The sequence below is a fragment of the Pseudomonas sp. TH04 genome, from assembly GCF_016651355.1.
Taxonomy (GTDB): Bacteria; Pseudomonadota; Gammaproteobacteria; order Pseudomonadales; family Pseudomonadaceae; genus Aquipseudomonas; species Aquipseudomonas fluorescens.
Genome location: NZ_JAEKEA010000001.1, coordinates 4,718,040 through 4,734,033 on the forward strand (window position 1 = coordinate 4,718,040; position 15,994 = coordinate 4,734,033).

The following is a 15,994-nucleotide window of genomic DNA, read 5'->3' on the forward strand; positions in this document are numbered from 1 at the left end:
CCTATGGAGCCCTTTTTTGTGCCTGGCGGTTTGTGCCTTGACCCCACGCGGCCGGCAGCTTAAAACTTGGGGCTCACCTGCAGGGGCCTCCGATGATCACCAGCAAGCTGCCGAATGTCGGCACGACCATTTTCACCACCATGTCGCAACTCGCTGCCGAAACCGGCGCGCTCAACCTGTCCCAGGGCTTTCCTGATTTCAATGGCCCGAAGGCGTTGCTTGATGCGGTGGGCAAACACGTTGCCAGTGGGCATAACCAATATTCACCGATGACCGGCTTGCCGGCCCTGCGTCAGCAAGTGGCGGCCAAGATCGCCCGCAGCTATGGCGCCGCGGTCAACCCCGACAGTGAAGTGACCATCACGCCAGGCGCCACGGCAGCAATTTTCTGCGCAATTCAGGCGGTGATTCGCAGCGGCGATGAGGTCATTGTGTTCGACCCCAGCTATGACAGCTATGAGCCCTCGGTTGAGTTGGCCGGTGGTCGCTGCGTGCACGTGCAACTGAGCCTGCAAGGCTTCGCCCTGGACTTTGAGAAGCTCAAGGCTGCGCTCTCGCCGCGTACGCGCATGATCATCCTTAATTCCCCGCACAACCCCACCGGTGCGCTGATCAGCCGCGCCGAACTGGATCAATTGGCTGAACTGATCCGCGACCGTGATATCTACCTGGTCAGCGATGAAGTCTATGAACACCTGGTGTTCGACGGCCTGCACCATGTCAGCGTGCTGGCCCACCCAGAGCTTTATCAGCGGGCGTTTGTGGTCAGTTCCTTCGGCAAGACTTACCACGTCACCGGCTGGAAAACCGGTTATGTGGTTGCGCCTCCAGCACTTACCGCTGAACTGCGCAAGGTGCATCAATATGTCAACTTCTGCGGCGTGACGCCTTTGCAGTACGCTTTGGCTGACTTCATGGCCGAACACCCGGAACACGTCGAAGAGCTGCCGGCTTTTTACCAGGCCAAGCGTGATCTGTTCTGCGACTTGCTGGCGCCGTCGCGTTTCAGCTTTACCCGGGTTACCGGCACCTACTTCCAACTGGTGGATTACGCACAGATTCGCCCGGACCTGGATGACGTTGCCATGTCACTGTGGATGACCCGCGAGCACGGCGTGGCGACGATTCCGGTGTCGGTGTTTTATCAGCACCCACCCGAAGGCCAGCGCCTGGTGCGCCTGTGTTTCGCCAAACGCGAGGAGACGCTGCAGCACGCGGCGGAAAAACTATGCGTGATCTGAGTGCATTACCCGACCTGAATATCGCCTTGGTCCAGACCAGTCTGGTATGGCATGACCGTCAGGCCAACCTTGAACATTTTGAGTTGCTACTGGAACAGGCCAAGGGCGCCGATCTGATTGTGTTGCCGGAGATGTTTACCACCGGTTTCTCAATGGAGTCGCACACCCTTGCAGAACGGGAAAACGGCCCGACCCAGCACTGGCTCCAGGCGCAGGCGGCGAAATATAAGGCGGTGATCACGGGTAGCGTGATCATCCAGGCCGCCGACGGCAGCCACCGCAACCGCCTGTTATGGGCGCGGCCGGATGGCGAGGTGCTGCATTACGACAAGCGCCACCTGTTCCGCATGGCGGGCGAACACGACCATTACACGCCGGGCGAGCGTCAGGTGCTGTTTGAGTTGAAGGGCTGGCGTATTCGTCCGCTGATTTGCTACGACCTGCGTTTCCCGGTGTGGAGTCGAGATGCGCAGGACACGGATCTGCTGCTGTATACCGCCAACTGGCCGGGTGCGCGACGCCAGCATTGGAATCGGCTGTTACCGGCGCGAGCCATCGAGAACCTGTGCTACGTAGCGGCCGTGAATCGGGTGGGTACCGATGGCAAAGGTTTTGCCTACACAGGGGACAGTCAGGTGCTGGATTTCCAGGGTGAGACGCTGCTGAGCGCAGGGGAGGCGGACGGGGTGTTTCAGGTGTGCCTGAATGCTGCGGAGTTGGCGGCGTATCGCACCAAGTTTCCGGCGAATCTCGACGCTGATATTTTTGAGTTTGTCTGACAGACCGCTTTCGCGAGCAAGCCCGCTCCCACATTTTGATTTGTGAACACAGTCAAATGTGGGAGCCGGGCTTGCCCGCGATGAGGCCCTCACAGCTAGCGCATTTTCAAGGTTCAACAAAAAGGCCCCTGAGTTCTCACTCAGGGGCCTTTGCAGTTCAGCGGTAAGGCTTACGCCGCTTTCGCTTCCAACTGGCTCAACGAACGGTTCAGGGCGCTGAACACCGCTTTAAAGCTGGCTGTAGTGATGTTTTCATCAATCCCCACGCCGTGCACCGGGCGCTCGCCATTCACACGCAGTTCGATGTAGGCCGCGGCTTTGGCATTGGTGCCGGCGCCGATGGCGTGCTCGTTGTAGTCCATGATCTCGACCTTGATCGGCAGCGCGGCAACCAGCGCTTCGAGGGTGCCGTAGCCCTTGCCGTGCCAGCGCAGGTTGGTTTCGCCCTGGCCTTTGCCCGAGACTTCCACTTCCACCGTGCTGTTGCCGTTCTCTTCCTGCAGGCGATGGCTGACCAGCGCATACGGCGTGTTGGCTTGCAGGTATTCACGCTGCAACAAGGCGTAAATCTGTGGTGCGGTCATTTCCAGGCCGACGCGATCGGTCTCAGCCTGTACCACTTGGCTGAATTCGATCTGCATGCGGCGCGGCAAGCTGATGTCGTATTCCTGCTCCAGCAGGTAGGCGATGCCGCCTTTGCCGGACTGGCTGTTCACACGAATCACTGCTTCGTAGCTGCGACCGATATCGGCCGGGTCGATCGGCAAGTACGGTACTTCCCACAGTGCGTCGGCTTTCTGTTGGGTGAAACCCTTGCGGATCGCGTCCTGGTGGGAGCCGGAGAACGCGGTGTGTACCAGATCGCCCACGTACGGGTGGCGCGGGTGTACCTGGATCTGGTTGCACTCCTCGACGACTTTGCGCACGCCGTCGATGTCGGAGAAGTCCAGTTGCGGGTCGAGGCCCTGGGTGTACATGTTCAAGGCCACGGTGACCAGGTCGACGTTGCCGGTACGCTCGCCGTTGCCAAACAGGCAGCCTTCGACACGGTCGGCGCCGGCCATCAGGCCCAGCTCGGTGGCGGCCACGCCGGTGCCACGGTCGTTGTGGGTGTGCAGGCTGATGATCACGCTGTCACGGCGGTTGATATGGCGGCCGAACCACTCGATCTGGTCGGCATAGATGTTCGGCGTGGCGCATTCAACCGTGGCTGGCAGGTTGAGGATCATCTTGTGCTCTGGCGTCGGGTTCCATACCTCGATCACCGCGTCACACACTTCCTTGGCGAACTCCAGCTCGGTGGCGCTGAAGGTTTCCGGGGAGTATTCGAAGGTCCACTGGGTTTCCGGCTGCTGTGCGGCATATTTGACGAACAGCTTGGCCGCGTTGACCGCGATGGCCTTGATGCCGTCCTTGTCCTGGTTGAACACGATGCGGCGGAACGACGGCGAGGTCGCGTTGTACAAGTGCACGATGGCTTTCTTCGCGCCACGCAGCGATTCGAAGGTGCGTGCGATCAAGTCTTCACGGCCCTGGGTCAGCACCTGGATAGTGGTGTCCTCGGGGATGTGGTTGTCTTCGATCAGGGTGCGCACGAAGTCGAAGTCGGTTTGCGAAGCGGCCGGGAACGAGGCCTCGATTTCCTTCACGCCAACGGCGACCAGCGTCTTCCAGAAGCGCAGCTTTTTCACCGCGTCCATCGGCTCGATCAGCGACTGGTTGCCATCACGCAGGTCGGAACTGCACCAGATCGGCGCTTCGGTGATGGTTTTCGACGGCCAGGTGCGGTCGGGGATATCGATGGTCGGGAACGCACGGTACTTCGAAGACGGGTCTTTGAGCATGCTCATCGGAAAATCCTTTGTGGTAAGGGCCGAGAAAAGGCGGCCTGCCGTAAATCTGTTATTGGGGGCGAAGCTGGGGACGAGGCAGAACGATTCAGCCTGGCAGTCGTGCGCTGACGAGGCACAGGCTGCGGTGCTGGCGGAGCTGAATGAGGGTGTGAGAGGTTTTCATAAGCTCAACCCTAACCGCCGGGGTGAAAGATGGCAAGCAGTCGAGAAAAATTGAGAGAAGTTCTCTAATCTGGCGATAGGGCGAGATTTTATGGCGATTCTAGAGGTGAGTGTTGCTTTTAATTGCGTGGCTTCTATCGGGTGCGCAATTGTGCTGGCAGGCCTGGCGCCATCGCGGGCAAGCCCGGCTCCCACAGGTAAACGCGATTCTCGGTGGGAGCCGGGGTTGCCCGCGATGAGGCCGGTATGCGCACTATTTACATCAGGGCTGGAACGCGCCGATAAAGATCGCCGGGTCGACCCGTGCTTCGTTTAGGCTGATGTTCCAGTGCAGGTGAGGCCCGGTCGCTCGGCCGGTTGAGCCAACCTTGCCGACCACGTCACCCCGTGCCAGCGCTTGGCCGGTCTTCACATCGATCTTCGATAAATGGCAGAACATGCTGATAAAGCCCTGGCCGTGATCAACGAAGACGGTATTGCCATTAAAGAAGTAGTTGCCGGTGAGAATGACTTTGCCCGCAGCCGGTGACTTGATCGGCGTGCCGGTGGGCACTGCGAAGTCAAGCCCGGCGTGGGGATTGCGCTCTTCTCCATTGAAGAAACGGCGTACGCCGAACTTGCTGGAGAGTGGGCCATTGACGGGTTTGTCCAGCAGCAGGTTGCTCGGCGTGTTGGGGCTGAACGTGCGATAGGCGCCCAGCTGTAAAGGGATCTCGCTTTCGATGCGTTTGACGTCCGCAGGGTTCGGGTTGACTTGGCGTTTGTTCTTCAGGGTGATGCGTTGTTCGGGGTACTTCTTGTAGCCGACGACAAACGGCAAGGTTTGGCCGCCACTGCTGATGCGTTCGTTGCCCGGTTTGACGGTCAATGGAATGCCGACAATCGCCAGCCACGTGTCCTGTTCCTTCACCACCAATACCGGTTTGCCCTGATAGGTGGCTTTCGGGACCGCAAGCGAGGCGCCCAGGTCAACCACCGCGACGCCACCGGGCACCGGCTTGTTCAGCAGCCGGGTGATGTAGCTGTCGGCATGGGCGGTGAAGGTGAGGCACAACAGCATCAACAAGCTCAATAAACGTGGCATCAATCAATCCAGTAATGAAAGGGTGACGGGCGTCAGGTGGTTATCTTCCACCCGCACCTGCAGTTGGCCTTCACCGAGGCGTGCGGTCAGGCGCTGGCCGGTATGGGTTTGCGCGGCGTTGCGGATCGCCTGGCCACGCTCGTCGAGCAGGATGCTGTAACCCCGGCCGAGAGTCGCCAGCGGGCTGACCACTTGCAGCGTCTGCACCTGGCTTTGCAGTTGCAGACGGCGCGCCTTGAGGCCTTCGCGCATGGCGCGGGGCAGGCGTTCGGCGAGGCTGTCCAGGCGTTGGCGCAGCAGGGCCAACTGGCGGCCGGGGTGTTGGCCGGCGAGGCGGGTTTCCAGGCGGATCAAGCGTTCGCGACGGGTATTGAGGCTGCGCTCGAAGGCGCGACGCATGCGCATGTCCAGGTCGTCGAGGCGCTGGGCCTGTTGGCGCAGGCGTTCGCCCGGGTGGCGCAGGCGCCGAGCCATGCCCTCAAGGCGCAGGCGGTCGTGGCTCAGGCGATTGCGCATCAGCATCACCAGCCGGCGGTGCAGGTTTTCGACCTGGCGCACCAGGTGGCTGGCGTCGGGTGCGAGCAATTCGGCGGCAGCGGAAGGGGTCGGCGCGCGCACGTCGGCGACGAAGTCGCAGATCGACACATCGGTCTCATGGCCGACGGCACTGACGATCGGCGTCACGCAGGCATCCACGGCACGCGCCACGGCTTCTTCGTTGAAGCACCACAGGTCTTCCAGCGAACCACCGCCACGGGCCAGGATCAGCGCATCGAAGCCTCGCGCATCGGCCAGCTTGAGGGCGCGCACAATCTGCGACACGGCTTCGCGGCCTTGTACCGCCGTAGGGATCAGTGTCAGTTCAACGTTCGGCGCCCTGCGGCCAAACACGCTGATGATGTCGCGGATTACCGCGCCGGTCGGCGAACTGATAATGCCGATGCGCCGCGGGTGCGCCGGCAACGGCACCTTGCGTTCGGCGCTGAACAGGCCTTCGGCACTGAGTTTTTCCTTCAGCGCATCAAAGGCCAGGCGCAGCGCACCATCGCCGGCAGGCTCCACGGTGTCGAGGATCAACTGGTAGTCGCCACGGCCCTCGAACAGCGAGACCTTGCCGCGCACCTTGACCGCCAGGCCGTCCTTCAATGCCTGGCGCACCCTGGCGGCATTGTTGCGAAACAACGCGCAACGCACCTGGGCGCCGCTGTCCTTGAGGGTGAAATACACGTGGCCGGAGGCCGGGCGGGCGAGGTTGGAGATCTCGCCTTCGACCCAGATATTGGTGAACACGTCTTCCAGCAACACCCGCGCGCGGCCGTTGAGCTGGCTGACAGTCAGGACTTCGCGGTCCAGGCCCAGACGGGCAAAAGGATCTTTAATCATGGGCGGCAGTTTATAGGCATTCGTGCAAGGTTTGGCAGAATTGCTCGACCAGCGCGCTCGGCGTTTGCGCGCAGGCCAGCGCCACGGTACTGAGGCAGTCCGGGTCGGCCAGGGGCAAAAAGTGCACGTTGGCGGGGGCGATGGCCTGCATGGATTTTGGTAACAAGGCAATGCCGAAGCCGGCCTGGATCAATTGCAGCTGGGTGGTCTTGCGCGACATCACCCGCGCAGCCTTGGGGAAAAAGCCGGCACGCATACACAATTCGGCTGACAGATAACTCAGGCCGCCGCGTTGGGGGTGAGGGACAGAGATAAACGCTTCGTCCCTGAGCTGCACCAATTCCACCGGCGTGTCGCGGTGCGCCAACGGGTGATCCGGCGGCACCGCGAGCAACAGCTGTTCGCTATATAAAGGCGTCACACGCACACCTTCGCGCTGGCGCAACACCGGCAAGCGCAATAGCCCGACGTCCAGGCGACCGTCGGCAATGTCCTCCAGCTGTGCTTCAGAGGACAGTTTGACGATATCCATCGACACGCCGGGGCAGCGCGCCAGCCAGGTGCTGATGCCTTGCAGCAATGGCCCGCTCATCGGCACGGTACTCGAATGGCTCAGGCGTAACGTGCCAAGTTTACCCTTACCCACCTGCGTCGCCATTTCACCGGCTTTGAGCAACTCGCTCAGCAGGTTGCGCGCCCGAGGGTAGAAGGCTTCACCGGCCGCCGTCAGCCGAGGGTGGCGCGCGGTGCGTTCGAACAAGGGGGTTTGCAGCTGGGCTTCCAGCTCCTTGATCTGTCGGCTCAGGGCTGATTGCGCCACGAACAGGCGCTCGGCCGCAGCGCTGAAGCTGCCGCTGTCGGCGATTTCGACGAAGTAGCGCAGTTGGCGAGTGGAGATCACACGTCATGCCTTTTCGAGATGGGTGGAGGGCTTTGAAGATATTAGTCGCAACACTCGACGATGGCTAAAGTGGTGGCCTTCTCTTTACAAGGACGTGCCCATGAGCCCGGTTGAGCTGATGAGTGAGTGGTCGTTTGGCGGTGTTGATTGGCTGGTGATCGGCCTCGGCGTGGTGGTGGCCTACGTCGTGTTTGGTATCGCCGGGTTTGGCACGGCGCTGGTGGCGGGGCCGATCCTGATCGTGTTTATGCCACTGTCGAAGATCATTCCGCTGCTGGTGCTGCTGGATTTTGTCGCCGCCTTTGGCAACCTGCTGCAATCGCGGCGAGATGTAAACAAGCCCGAGCTGCTGCGGTTGCTGCCGTGCATGGCAATCGGTTGCACGCTAGGCGTGATCTTTTTGCTCAACCTGCATTCGGATCTGTTGCTGCTGCTGATGGGCATGTTTATCAGCGTCTATGCGATCTACAGCTTGTCGGTGAAGGCGCGGCCCACACAACTTTCCAAAGGTTGGTCGATTCCCATGGGCACCGTCGGCGGGCTGTTTGGTGCGTTGTTTGGCAGTGGCGGCTTTTTATATGCGATCTACCTGAACAGCCGTTTACCCAAGGACGCGGCGCGCGCCACGCAAAGTGCGCTGATCAGTTGCAGCACGGTGGTGCGCCTGAGCCTGTTTCTGATTGCCGGGGTGTATGCTGACGTGCCGCTGTTGATATTGGCGCTGTGCCTGTTGCCGGCGATGGCGCTGGGGCTGTGGTGCGGGCGCCGGCTGACGATGCGCATGTCCCGTGAAGCCTTTGTAAGGCTGGTGACGTGGCTGGTGTTGGCCAGTGGCATTGCGTTGATCGGGCGGTACTTGAGCACTTGACCTGTGTGGGGCAGGGATTAAGCTGCCAGCCTTCAGGGCCTCATCGCGGGCAAGCCCGGCGCCCACATTTTTGATTTGTGAACGCAGTCAAATGTGGGAGCGGGCTTGCCCGCGATGAGGCCAGTAGCCACACCGCAGGACTCTCATGAACTCGCAAAGTATCCTTGTCCCGAAAATCTCCACCTTGCCCGTCCACGAACCCCGCGCGCGGGCGATTGTGCGCTGGTTGGTGCGCAAGAACATCATCAAGGAAGAACTGACCACCTGTGGCCGCACCGGTAACCGCATGGCTTACGCCCTGGCCGATGGCGCCCGCGCCGTGGTGCTGCACCCCGAAGCGCTGCCGTTCAACGAGCCGATCAACGGCCTCGAGATCATCTACAAGCGCTGCATCTATACCCCGGCCAAAGGCTTTCTCGAAGAGGCCGGCTGCCCGGAATGCCTCAAGGAAGTCGGCGAGGCGCTGTTCGAAAGCCTGGAAGACTGGATGCCCGGTCACACCGACAATTTCACCTGCCCGCTGTGTGGGCATGAAGATGACATCAACGGGTTTCTGTTCCTGCAGGAATGCGGGTTTTCCAACCTGGGATTCATTTTCAACAACTGGGCGGAGGCGGGGTTCAAGCAGAGCTTTATCGACGAATTTGCCGATTGGTTGGACCAGAAGATGAGTTGGGTCAAAGTCGAGCTTTAATCCATCTATCAGTATTACCAAGTTTGTCAGAGTTTTACATTGAGCCTGACGGGGTGCATGTATATAATGGCGCGCTTCCATTTTCCCGCTCGGGAGCCCCCGCGATGCTGCGTATCAGCCAAGAAGCTCTGACATTCGACGACATTCTCCTAGTGCCCGGTTATTCCGAGGTACTTCCTAACGAAGTCAGTCTCAAGACCCGCCTAACCCGTGGCATCGAGCTGAATATTCCCCTGGTTTCTGCTGCCATGGACACCGTCACCGAAGCCCGTTTGGCAATTGCCATGGCTCAGGAAGGCGGCATCGGCATCATCCACAAGAACATGACCATCGAGCAGCAAGCTGCCGAAGTGCGCAAGGTCAAGCGTTACGAAGCCGGTGTGGTGAAAGATCCGATCACCATCGAAGCCGACGCCACCGTCCGTGACCTGTTCGACCTGACCCGCCTGCACAACATCTCCGGCGTTCCGGTGCTGCACGATGGCGACCTGGTCGGCATCGTCACTTCCCGTGACGTGCGTTTCGAGAACCGCCTTGAAGTCACCGTCCGCGAAGTGATGACGCCTAAAGAGCGTCTCGTCACGGTCAAGGAAGGCGCCGACAAGAACGATGTGCGCGAGCTGCTGCACAAGCACCGTATCGAACGCGTGCTGATCGTCGATGACAAATTTGCCCTCAAAGGCATGATGACCGTCAACGACATCGAAAAAGCCAAGGCCTACCCGCTGGCCAGCAAGGATGACCAAGGTCGTCTGCGTGTTGGCGCGGCAGTCGGCACCGGTAAAGACACCGGTGACCGCGTTGCGGCCCTGGTCGCTGCCGGTGTTGACGTGGTGGTGGTCGACACTGCCCACGGTCACTCCAAAGGCGTGATCGACCGCGTTCGCTGGGTCAAACAGAATTTCCCTGACGTGCAGGTGATCGGCGGCAACATCGCCACCGGCGCAGCCGCCAAGGCCCTGGCCGAAGCCGGCGCCGATGCGGTCAAGGTCGGTATCGGCCCTGGTTCGATCTGCACCACGCGTATCGTCGCCGGTGTGGGCGTGCCGCAAATCAGCGCTATCGCCAACGTCGCCGCTGCCCTTGAAGGCACTGGCGTTCCGTTGATCGCGGACGGCGGCATCCGTTTCTCCGGTGACCTGTCCAAGGCCATCGTTGCCGGTGCCTCCTGCGTGATGATGGGCTCGATGTTCGCCGGTACTGAAGAAGCGCCGGGCGAGATCGAACTGTTCCAGGGCCGTTCGTACAAGGCTTACCGCGGCATGGGTTCGCTGGGCGCCATGTCCCAGGCGCAAGGCTCTTCCGACCGCTATTTCCAGGACTCCTCGGCAGGCGCCGAGAAGCTCGTTCCGGAAGGCATCGAAGGCCGTGTGCCTTACAAGGGCACCCTCAGCGCGATCATCCATCAACTGATGGGCGGCCTGCGTTCCTCGATGGGCTACACCGGCAGCGCCAACATCGAAGAAATGCGCACCAAGCCAGAGTTCGTGCGGATTACCGGCGCCGGCATGGCTGAATCCCATGTCCACGACGTGCAGATCACCAAGGAAGCGCCAAACTACCGTGTAGGTTGATGCTTTCAGCAAAATGTTAAGTAACCGGGGCTGTTTTATTCAGCCCCGAGTTGTTTCTGATTTTCTTCACCGAATTGCATAGACGAGACTGACCCTATGGCCCTCGACATTCACGCCCACCGCATCCTGATCCTCGACTTCGGTTCCCAGTACACCCAGCTGATCGCCCGCCGCGTGCGTGAAATCGGTGTGTACTGCGAACTGCACCCGTTCGACATGGACGACGAAGCGATCCGCGAATTCGCACCTAAAGGCGTCATCCTCGCCGGTGGCCCCGAGTCCGTGCACGAAGCCAACAGCCCGCGCTGCCCGCAAGCCGTATTTGAACTGGGCGTGCCCGTCTTCGGTATCTGCTACGGCATGCAGACCATGGCCGAGCAACTGGGCGGCAAGGTTGAAGGTTCCGAGCTGCGTGAATTCGGTTATGCCCGTGTCGACGTGGTCGGCAAAAGCCGCCTGCTGGACGGCATCGAAGACCACATCGACGCCGACGGCCTGTTTGGCCTCGACGTATGGATGAGCCACGGTGACAAGGTCACCAAGATGCCGGAAGACTTCCACATCCTGGCCAGCACCCCGAGCTGCCCGATCGCCGGCATGTTCAACGACGAGCGCGGCTACTACGGCGTGCAGTTCCACCCGGAAGTGACCCACACCAAGCAAGGCGGTCGCATCCTGTCGCGCTTCATCCTCGACATCTGCGAGTGTGAAGCCCTGTGGACCCCGTCGAAAATCGCTGAAGACGCGATCGCCAACGTGCGTGCCCAGGTCGGCACCGACAACGTGCTGCTCGGCCTGTCCGGCGGCGTTGACTCCTCCGTGGTTGCCGCGCTGCTGCACAAAGCCATCGGCGACCAGCTGACGTGCGTGTTCGTCGACAACGGCCTGCTGCGCCTGCACGAAGGCGAGCAAGTGATGGCCATGTTCGCTGAGAACATGGGCGTCAAAGTGATCCGCGCCAACGCTGAAGAGCAGTTCCTGAATAACCTGGCCGGCGAGTCCGACCCAGAGAAGAAGCGCAAGATCATCGGCCGCACCTTCATCGACGTCTTCGATGCCCAGTCCAACAAACTGGACAACATCAAGTACCTCGCCCAGGGCACCATCTACCCCGACGTGATCGAGTCGGCTGGCGCCAAAAGCGGCAAGGCCCACGTGATCAAGTCCCACCACAACGTGGGTGGCCTGCCTGAGGAAATGAACCTCAAGCTGGTAGAGCCGCTGCGCGAACTGTTCAAGGACGAAGTCCGCCGTCTGGGCCTGGAACTCGGCCTGCCGTACGACATGGTCTACCGTCACCCATTCCCAGGCCCGGGCCTGGGTGTGCGCATCCTGGGTGAAGTGAAGAAGGAATACGCCGACCTGCTGCGTCGCGCCGACCACATCTTCATCGAAGAACTGCGCAAAGCCGACTGGTACCACAAAGTCAGCCAAGCGTTCGTGGTGTTCCAGCCGGTGAAATCGGTTGGGGTTGTAGGCGATGGCCGTCGTTACGCTTGGGTTGTGGCCCTGCGTGCCGTAGAAACCATCGACTTCATGACCGCACGTTGGGCACACCTGCCGTACGAACTGCTGGAAACTGTCAGCGGTCGTATCATCAATGAGATCGAAGGCATTTCGCGCGTGACGTACGACGTGTCGAGCAAGCCGCCGGCGACGATTGAGTGGGAATAATGGTACGCCCGGCATTACCCGGGACCCACTAGCAAAAAATAACCTGAAGCCCGCTTAATTGCGGGCTTTTGGCTTTTTGGGGCCCCCTGGCTCGCTGATGTTGGCGGTCAACAACGCGCCACTGCCCAGCGCTGCTAGCGCCGACATCCCAGCGATGCTGTACAGCCCGCGTAGATCGTGGATTACCGGCGGCCTTCGCACACCGGTGATTCGCCGATGCGGCCTTCCTTGCACAGGTCAATGTTATCGGTGCGCTTGAAACCTGCGTCTTTCATGCAATAAAACTGCGTGAGTACCTGGTCAATCGGCGTCGTGTCCCCCGTCCCTGTGAGGTTGATATAGCCGCAGGCGGTCATCGCGCTCTTGACGTCCTTTTCAGACATCCCGGCCTTCTTCCAATTGGTAAATTCCGGCGGCGGCGGTTGAAAGCCTCTGCCTGTGCAGCCAACCAGTAACACAGCGCAAAAACTCAGCAGCAAGCTTCTCGTGCACATGGCGTTATTCTTCATGTTTTGACTCCGATAAGTATGAGATGCCGTGGGGTGAGTTTTCAGAAAAACTCATCCAACAAGCAGTAGAACCTCACGCGCTGCTCATCAGGCTCAACCCCATAACGCTCAAAAAATGGCTTTACCCATTCCAGCCCAAGGTTACGCTCGATGCTACGTGCCGCCAGCGCCAGGTCTTGATAACGGTCGCTGACGCCCAGGCGCCCGCAGTCGATGAAACCGCTGAAGCGGCCGTCTTGCGCCATGAAGTTCGGCAGGCAGGCGTCACCGTGGGCCACCACTGGATCATAGGTGTTTGGCTGGGTGGACATGAGTTCGGCGAGTACATCCTCGGCGCTGCGCCCGAGTCGTTCGTCGTCGAAGTCGGTCTCATCGACCAGCCCGGCACTGACGTGCTGCTGTGCGCGTGCGATGCGCGACTTGAGGGCGTGATCGAAGGGGCATTGCGCGATGGGGACTTGGTGCAATCTAAGCAGGGCGGTGGCCAGGATGTCGATGGTCTGGGCGGCGGACAGCGTGGTGGCGCTGGCCAGATCCCGCCCCGGTACGGCGGTCATCAATAGCCAGTGGTGGTGGTTGTCTGTCAGCGCATCCAGCACAACGGGTGCAGGCAAATTAACCTGTTGTAACCAGCGAAGGCGTTTGATTTCGTCCGCAAGTTCACCCTGTTCTTCCACGGGCTCGGCCTTCAGGAACAGGTCCGCACTACCGCTCTGGCGCAGGCGAAACACGTCAGCCCGTGATTCACCAATGGCTTGTTGCTCAATCAGTGCTTGCGGGAACTGTTCACGCCATTTGTTTGGAATATTCACGGCACTCACCCTTTCTTGCTTCAACGTCGGGCGATATCCGAAAAGTAAAACTTATCCAACGTATGCCGTGACTCGGTGTACTCGAACTGCCGCCCATCCTGCAAAAACGTCTGGTTGCTCACCACAATCACATGGCTTTGCCCATCCAGATCCAGATGCGCCTGGTCGTCTTTGCTGCGCGGCAGCGCTTCGATGGTGCGCTGGGCGTAGCTGATTTGCAGCTCCAGCGTCTGCTCGATAAACGCGTAGATCGACTGCTCGGCGATGTCACGGTCCAGGCCTGGGATCAGGTCAGCGACGAAATGGTTGATGTCGAGAATCACCCGTTTGCCGCCGATACGCCGTATCCGTTTGATACGCGTGATCAACGTGCCGGGCTCGGCTTCGATGTGTTGCAGCAGTGAGCCTTCCAGCGGGAACTGGCTGAAGTCGACGACTTCGGTGCGTACGTCATCGCCCAGGTCAGCGTGGGTTTCGTGGAAGCTGACGATGCCGCCCAGTTGGAACTCGATGGGGTTGGGCGACAACACAAAGGTGCCCTTGCCGTGGATTTTTTGCGCAAACCCGCGTTCCTGCAACTGCTCGATAGCGCGGCGCACGGTGCCACGGCTGGCTTGATAGGCGTCCATCAGTTCGGTTTCGGAGGGCAGGCGCGTGCCGCGTTGCAGGCGTTCAGTGGTGATGTTGGCAAGCAGATCGGTATAGATCTGGTTGTATTTGCTCATAGCGATGGCTCTGTGCCCGACGTGATGAAGGGTGAACGGTGTTCGAGGCAGGAACCTTAGTGGCAGAGGTGGGCTTTGTCCATTGGACCCACGTGGAATAAGAGAAATGTCTGACTTCAAACTCAGAAAAATAAACATTTCCTAACTCGTACAGACGAGTTATTGCTTTAACTCGTACAGACGAGTATTTTTGCCCTCGGCGTGCTGCCAATGACTGCCCCCAAATAAAAAAATCAAAGTGGATACCAAGCATGAGCCACGATTATTCGAATATCGCCCGCGAGATTCTCGAGAACCTCGGAGGCAGCGACAACCTTGAGCAAGCTGCCCACTGCGTGACGCGCCTGCGCCTCGCGCTCAAGGACCCGAGCCTGGTCAAGAGCAGTGCGTTGAACCAGGTCGATCTGGTCAAAGGCTCGTTCTTCACCGGTGGTTTGTTCCAAGTGGTGATCGGCCCGGGTGAAGTGGAAAAGGTCTACGCCGCCCTGCGCGAACAGACCGGCCTCGCCGCCGCCACCATTGCCGACGTGAAGAAGAAGGGCGCCGACAAGACCAACGCGATGCAGCGTCTGGTGCGCGTATTTTCTGACGTGTTCATGCCGATCCTGCCCGCACTGATCATTGCCGGCCTGCTGATGGGCGTGAACAACCTGATGGGCGCCAAAGGCATGTTCATCGAGGGCAAGACGCTGCTGGAGGCCTATCCAAACCTGGATGGCTTGTGGAGCCTGATCAACCTGATGGCCAACACCTCGTTCGTGTTCCTGCCGGCGCTGGTCGGTTGGTCGGCGGCCAAGCGGTTTGGCGGCAGTGAAATCCTCGGCATCGTGCTCGGCCTGATGCTGGTGCACCCGGATCTGCTCAACGCGTGGAACTACGGCAAGGCAGTCGCCGGGCTCGACGGCCAGAGCCTGCCTTACTTCGATATTTTCGGCTGGTTCAAGATCGAAAAGGTCGGCTACCAGGGGCAGATCCTGCCAATCCTGATGGCGGCCTACGTGATGAGCGTGATTGAAAAATGGCTGCGCGCACGGGTGCCGAATGCGATTCAACTGCTCGTTGTGCCCATCACCACCATCGTCGTCACCGGCGTGTTGGCCCTGGCAGTCATCGGCCCGGTCACCCGCCACCTCGGCATCCTGATCACCGAGGGTGTAGTCACCCTGTTTGACCTGGCGCCGATGGTCGGCGGAGCGATTTTCGGCCTGTTGTATGCGCCGCTGGTGATCACCGGCATGCACCACATGTTCCTTGCCGTGGACCTGCAGCTTATCTCGACCCAGGGCGGCACCTTTATCTGGCCGATGATCGTGATGTCCAACCTGGCCCAGGGCAGCGCTGCGCTCGGCGTGTTCTACATGACCCGCAACGCGCGGGACAAAAGCATGGCTTCCACCTCGGCGATTTCCGCTTACTTCGGTATCACTGAACCGGCGATGTTCGGGGTGAACCTGCGCTTTAAGTTTCCATTCTATGCCGCGCTGCTGGGCTCGGCGCTGGGCAGCATTTTCCTGTCGTTGAACAAGGTGACCGCCTCGGCCATCGGCGTCGGTGGTTTGCCGGCGTTTATCTCGATTCTTCCGCAGTACATCCCGGTTTTTGTCATCGGCATGGTCATCGCGATGGTGGTGCCATTTGTTCTGACCTGTGCGTTGAGCCTGAAGATTGTGCGGCCGGGGTATCGCGTCGCTTGATCGATCGCTATCGCAGGCAAGCCAGCTGCCACATTTGAATG

At 60.0% G+C, this 15,994-nt stretch carries 14 protein-coding genes; 7 read left to right on the top strand and 7 right to left on the bottom strand.

The window, feature by feature from the left end; genetic code table 11:
- Positions 1–92: 92 nt before the first annotated feature.
- Together JFT85_RS21240 and JFT85_RS21245 are read left to right on the top strand one after the other, a co-directional pair.
- Complete coding sequence (locus JFT85_RS21240; RefSeq protein WP_053257869.1) at positions 93–1,241, top strand: pyridoxal phosphate-dependent aminotransferase; 1,149 nt, start codon at positions 93–95, stop codon at positions 1,239–1,241.
- Complete coding sequence (locus tag JFT85_RS21245) at positions 1,229–2,020, top strand: amidohydrolase (RefSeq protein ID WP_187601422.1); 792 nt, start codon at positions 1,229–1,231, stop codon at positions 2,018–2,020. The genes JFT85_RS21240 and JFT85_RS21245 overlap by 13 nt, the downstream gene beginning before the upstream one ends.
- A 170-nt stretch (positions 2,021–2,190) precedes the next feature.
- On the opposite strand, the gene leuA is transcribed toward JFT85_RS21245, so the two are convergent.
- From leuA to JFT85_RS21265, 4 genes are all read right to left on the bottom strand, one after another.
- Positions 2,191–3,870 (bottom strand): 2-isopropylmalate synthase, encoded by a 1,680-nt coding sequence (leuA, locus tag JFT85_RS21250; RefSeq protein WP_053257867.1) that lies wholly within the window; start codon positions 3,868–3,870, stop codon positions 2,191–2,193.
- A 427-nt stretch (positions 3,871–4,297) separates the two neighbouring features.
- On the bottom strand, positions 4,298–5,119 hold the full coding sequence (locus JFT85_RS21255; RefSeq protein ID WP_201230375.1) for a peptidoglycan DD-metalloendopeptidase family protein: 822 nt from the start codon (positions 5,117–5,119) through the stop codon (positions 4,298–4,300).
- Between the two features lie 3 nt (positions 5,120–5,122).
- Positions 5,123–6,502: an exodeoxyribonuclease VII large subunit gene (gene xseA, locus JFT85_RS21260; protein ID WP_069551702.1), complete on the bottom strand. Its 1,380-nt coding sequence runs from the start codon at positions 6,500–6,502 to the stop codon at positions 5,123–5,125.
- A 10-nt stretch (positions 6,503–6,512) separates the two neighbouring features.
- Entirely contained in the window at positions 6,513–7,403 is an 891-nt protein-coding gene (locus JFT85_RS21265) for a LysR family transcriptional regulator (protein ID WP_069551701.1), read from the bottom strand.
- A 100-nt stretch (positions 7,404–7,503) separates the two neighbouring features.
- Between JFT85_RS21265 and JFT85_RS21270 the strand changes: the two genes are divergently transcribed.
- The 4 genes from JFT85_RS21270 to guaA all read left to right on the top strand — a co-directional run bounded on the left by JFT85_RS21270 (position 7,504) and on the right by guaA (position 12,213).
- On the top strand, positions 7,504–8,271 hold the full coding sequence (locus JFT85_RS21270; protein ID WP_053257862.1) for a sulfite exporter TauE/SafE family protein: 768 nt from the start codon (positions 7,504–7,506) through the stop codon (positions 8,269–8,271).
- A gap of 145 nt (positions 8,272–8,416) precedes the next feature.
- Entirely contained in the window at positions 8,417–8,965 is a 549-nt protein-coding gene (locus JFT85_RS21275) for a hypothetical protein (protein ID WP_015885727.1), read from the top strand.
- A 104-nt stretch (positions 8,966–9,069) separates the two neighbouring features.
- A complete protein-coding gene (gene guaB / locus JFT85_RS21280) occupies positions 9,070–10,539 on the top strand; it encodes an IMP dehydrogenase (protein ID WP_053257861.1) in 1,470 nt (489 codons plus the stop codon).
- A 96-nt stretch (positions 10,540–10,635) separates the two neighbouring features.
- Positions 10,636–12,213, top strand: a complete 1,578-nt coding sequence (gene guaA, locus JFT85_RS21285) for a glutamine-hydrolyzing GMP synthase (RefSeq protein WP_069551700.1) — start codon at positions 10,636–10,638, stop codon at positions 12,211–12,213.
- Positions 12,214–12,395: 182 nt separating this feature from the next.
- Here guaA and JFT85_RS21290 read toward each other — a convergent pair whose 3' ends face one another.
- Genes JFT85_RS21290 through treR form a run of 3 tightly spaced genes read right to left on the bottom strand, consistent with a single transcriptional unit; the run spans position 12,396 to position 14,259 of the window.
- A complete protein-coding gene (locus tag JFT85_RS21290; protein WP_053258041.1) occupies positions 12,396–12,707 on the bottom strand; it encodes a hypothetical protein in 312 nt (103 codons plus the stop codon).
- A 56-nt stretch (positions 12,708–12,763) separates the two neighbouring features.
- A complete protein-coding gene (locus JFT85_RS21295; protein WP_053257859.1) occupies positions 12,764–13,534 on the bottom strand; it encodes an APH(3')-II family aminoglycoside O-phosphotransferase in 771 nt (256 codons plus the stop codon).
- A gap of 20 nt (positions 13,535–13,554) precedes the next feature.
- The gene (treR, locus tag JFT85_RS21300) at positions 13,555–14,259 is read right to left on the bottom strand and encodes a trehalose operon repressor (RefSeq protein ID WP_069551698.1); all 705 of its coding nucleotides are present in this window, start codon (positions 14,257–14,259) and stop codon (positions 13,555–13,557) included.
- A 251-nt stretch (positions 14,260–14,510) separates the two neighbouring features.
- Here treR and treP point away from each other — a divergent pair, with 251 nt between their 5' ends.
- A complete protein-coding gene (gene treP, locus JFT85_RS21305) occupies positions 14,511–15,953 on the top strand; it encodes a PTS system trehalose-specific EIIBC component (RefSeq protein ID WP_069551697.1) in 1,443 nt (480 codons plus the stop codon).
- Positions 15,954–15,994 lie beyond the last annotated feature (41 nt).

Coding starts and splice junctions, on each gene's coding strand:
- guaB (WP_053257861.1), top strand. CDS start 9,070: ATGCTGCGTATCAGCCAAGAAGCTCTGACATTCGACGACATTCTCCTA.
- leuA (WP_053257867.1), bottom strand. CDS start 3,870: ATGAGCATGCTCAAAGACCCGTCTTCGAAGTACCGTGCGTTCCCGACC.
- JFT85_RS21270 (WP_053257862.1), top strand. CDS start 7,504: ATGAGCCCGGTTGAGCTGATGAGTGAGTGGTCGTTTGGCGGTGTTGAT.
- xseA (WP_069551702.1), bottom strand. CDS start 6,502: ATGATTAAAGATCCTTTTGCCCGTCTGGGCCTGGACCGCGAAGTCCTG.
- JFT85_RS21290 (WP_053258041.1), bottom strand. CDS start 12,707: ATGTGCACGAGAAGCTTGCTGCTGAGTTTTTGCGCTGTGTTACTGGTT.
- JFT85_RS21275 (WP_015885727.1), top strand. CDS start 8,417: ATGAACTCGCAAAGTATCCTTGTCCCGAAAATCTCCACCTTGCCCGTC.
- JFT85_RS21240 (WP_053257869.1), top strand. CDS start 93: ATGATCACCAGCAAGCTGCCGAATGTCGGCACGACCATTTTCACCACC.
- JFT85_RS21255 (WP_201230375.1), bottom strand. CDS start 5,119: ATGCCACGTTTATTGAGCTTGTTGATGCTGTTGTGCCTCACCTTCACC.
- treR (WP_069551698.1), bottom strand. CDS start 14,259: ATGAGCAAATACAACCAGATCTATACCGATCTGCTTGCCAACATCACC.
- treP (WP_069551697.1), top strand. CDS start 14,511: ATGAGCCACGATTATTCGAATATCGCCCGCGAGATTCTCGAGAACCTC.
- JFT85_RS21245 (WP_187601422.1), top strand. CDS start 1,229: ATGCGTGATCTGAGTGCATTACCCGACCTGAATATCGCCTTGGTCCAG.
- guaA (WP_069551700.1), top strand. CDS start 10,636: ATGGCCCTCGACATTCACGCCCACCGCATCCTGATCCTCGACTTCGGT.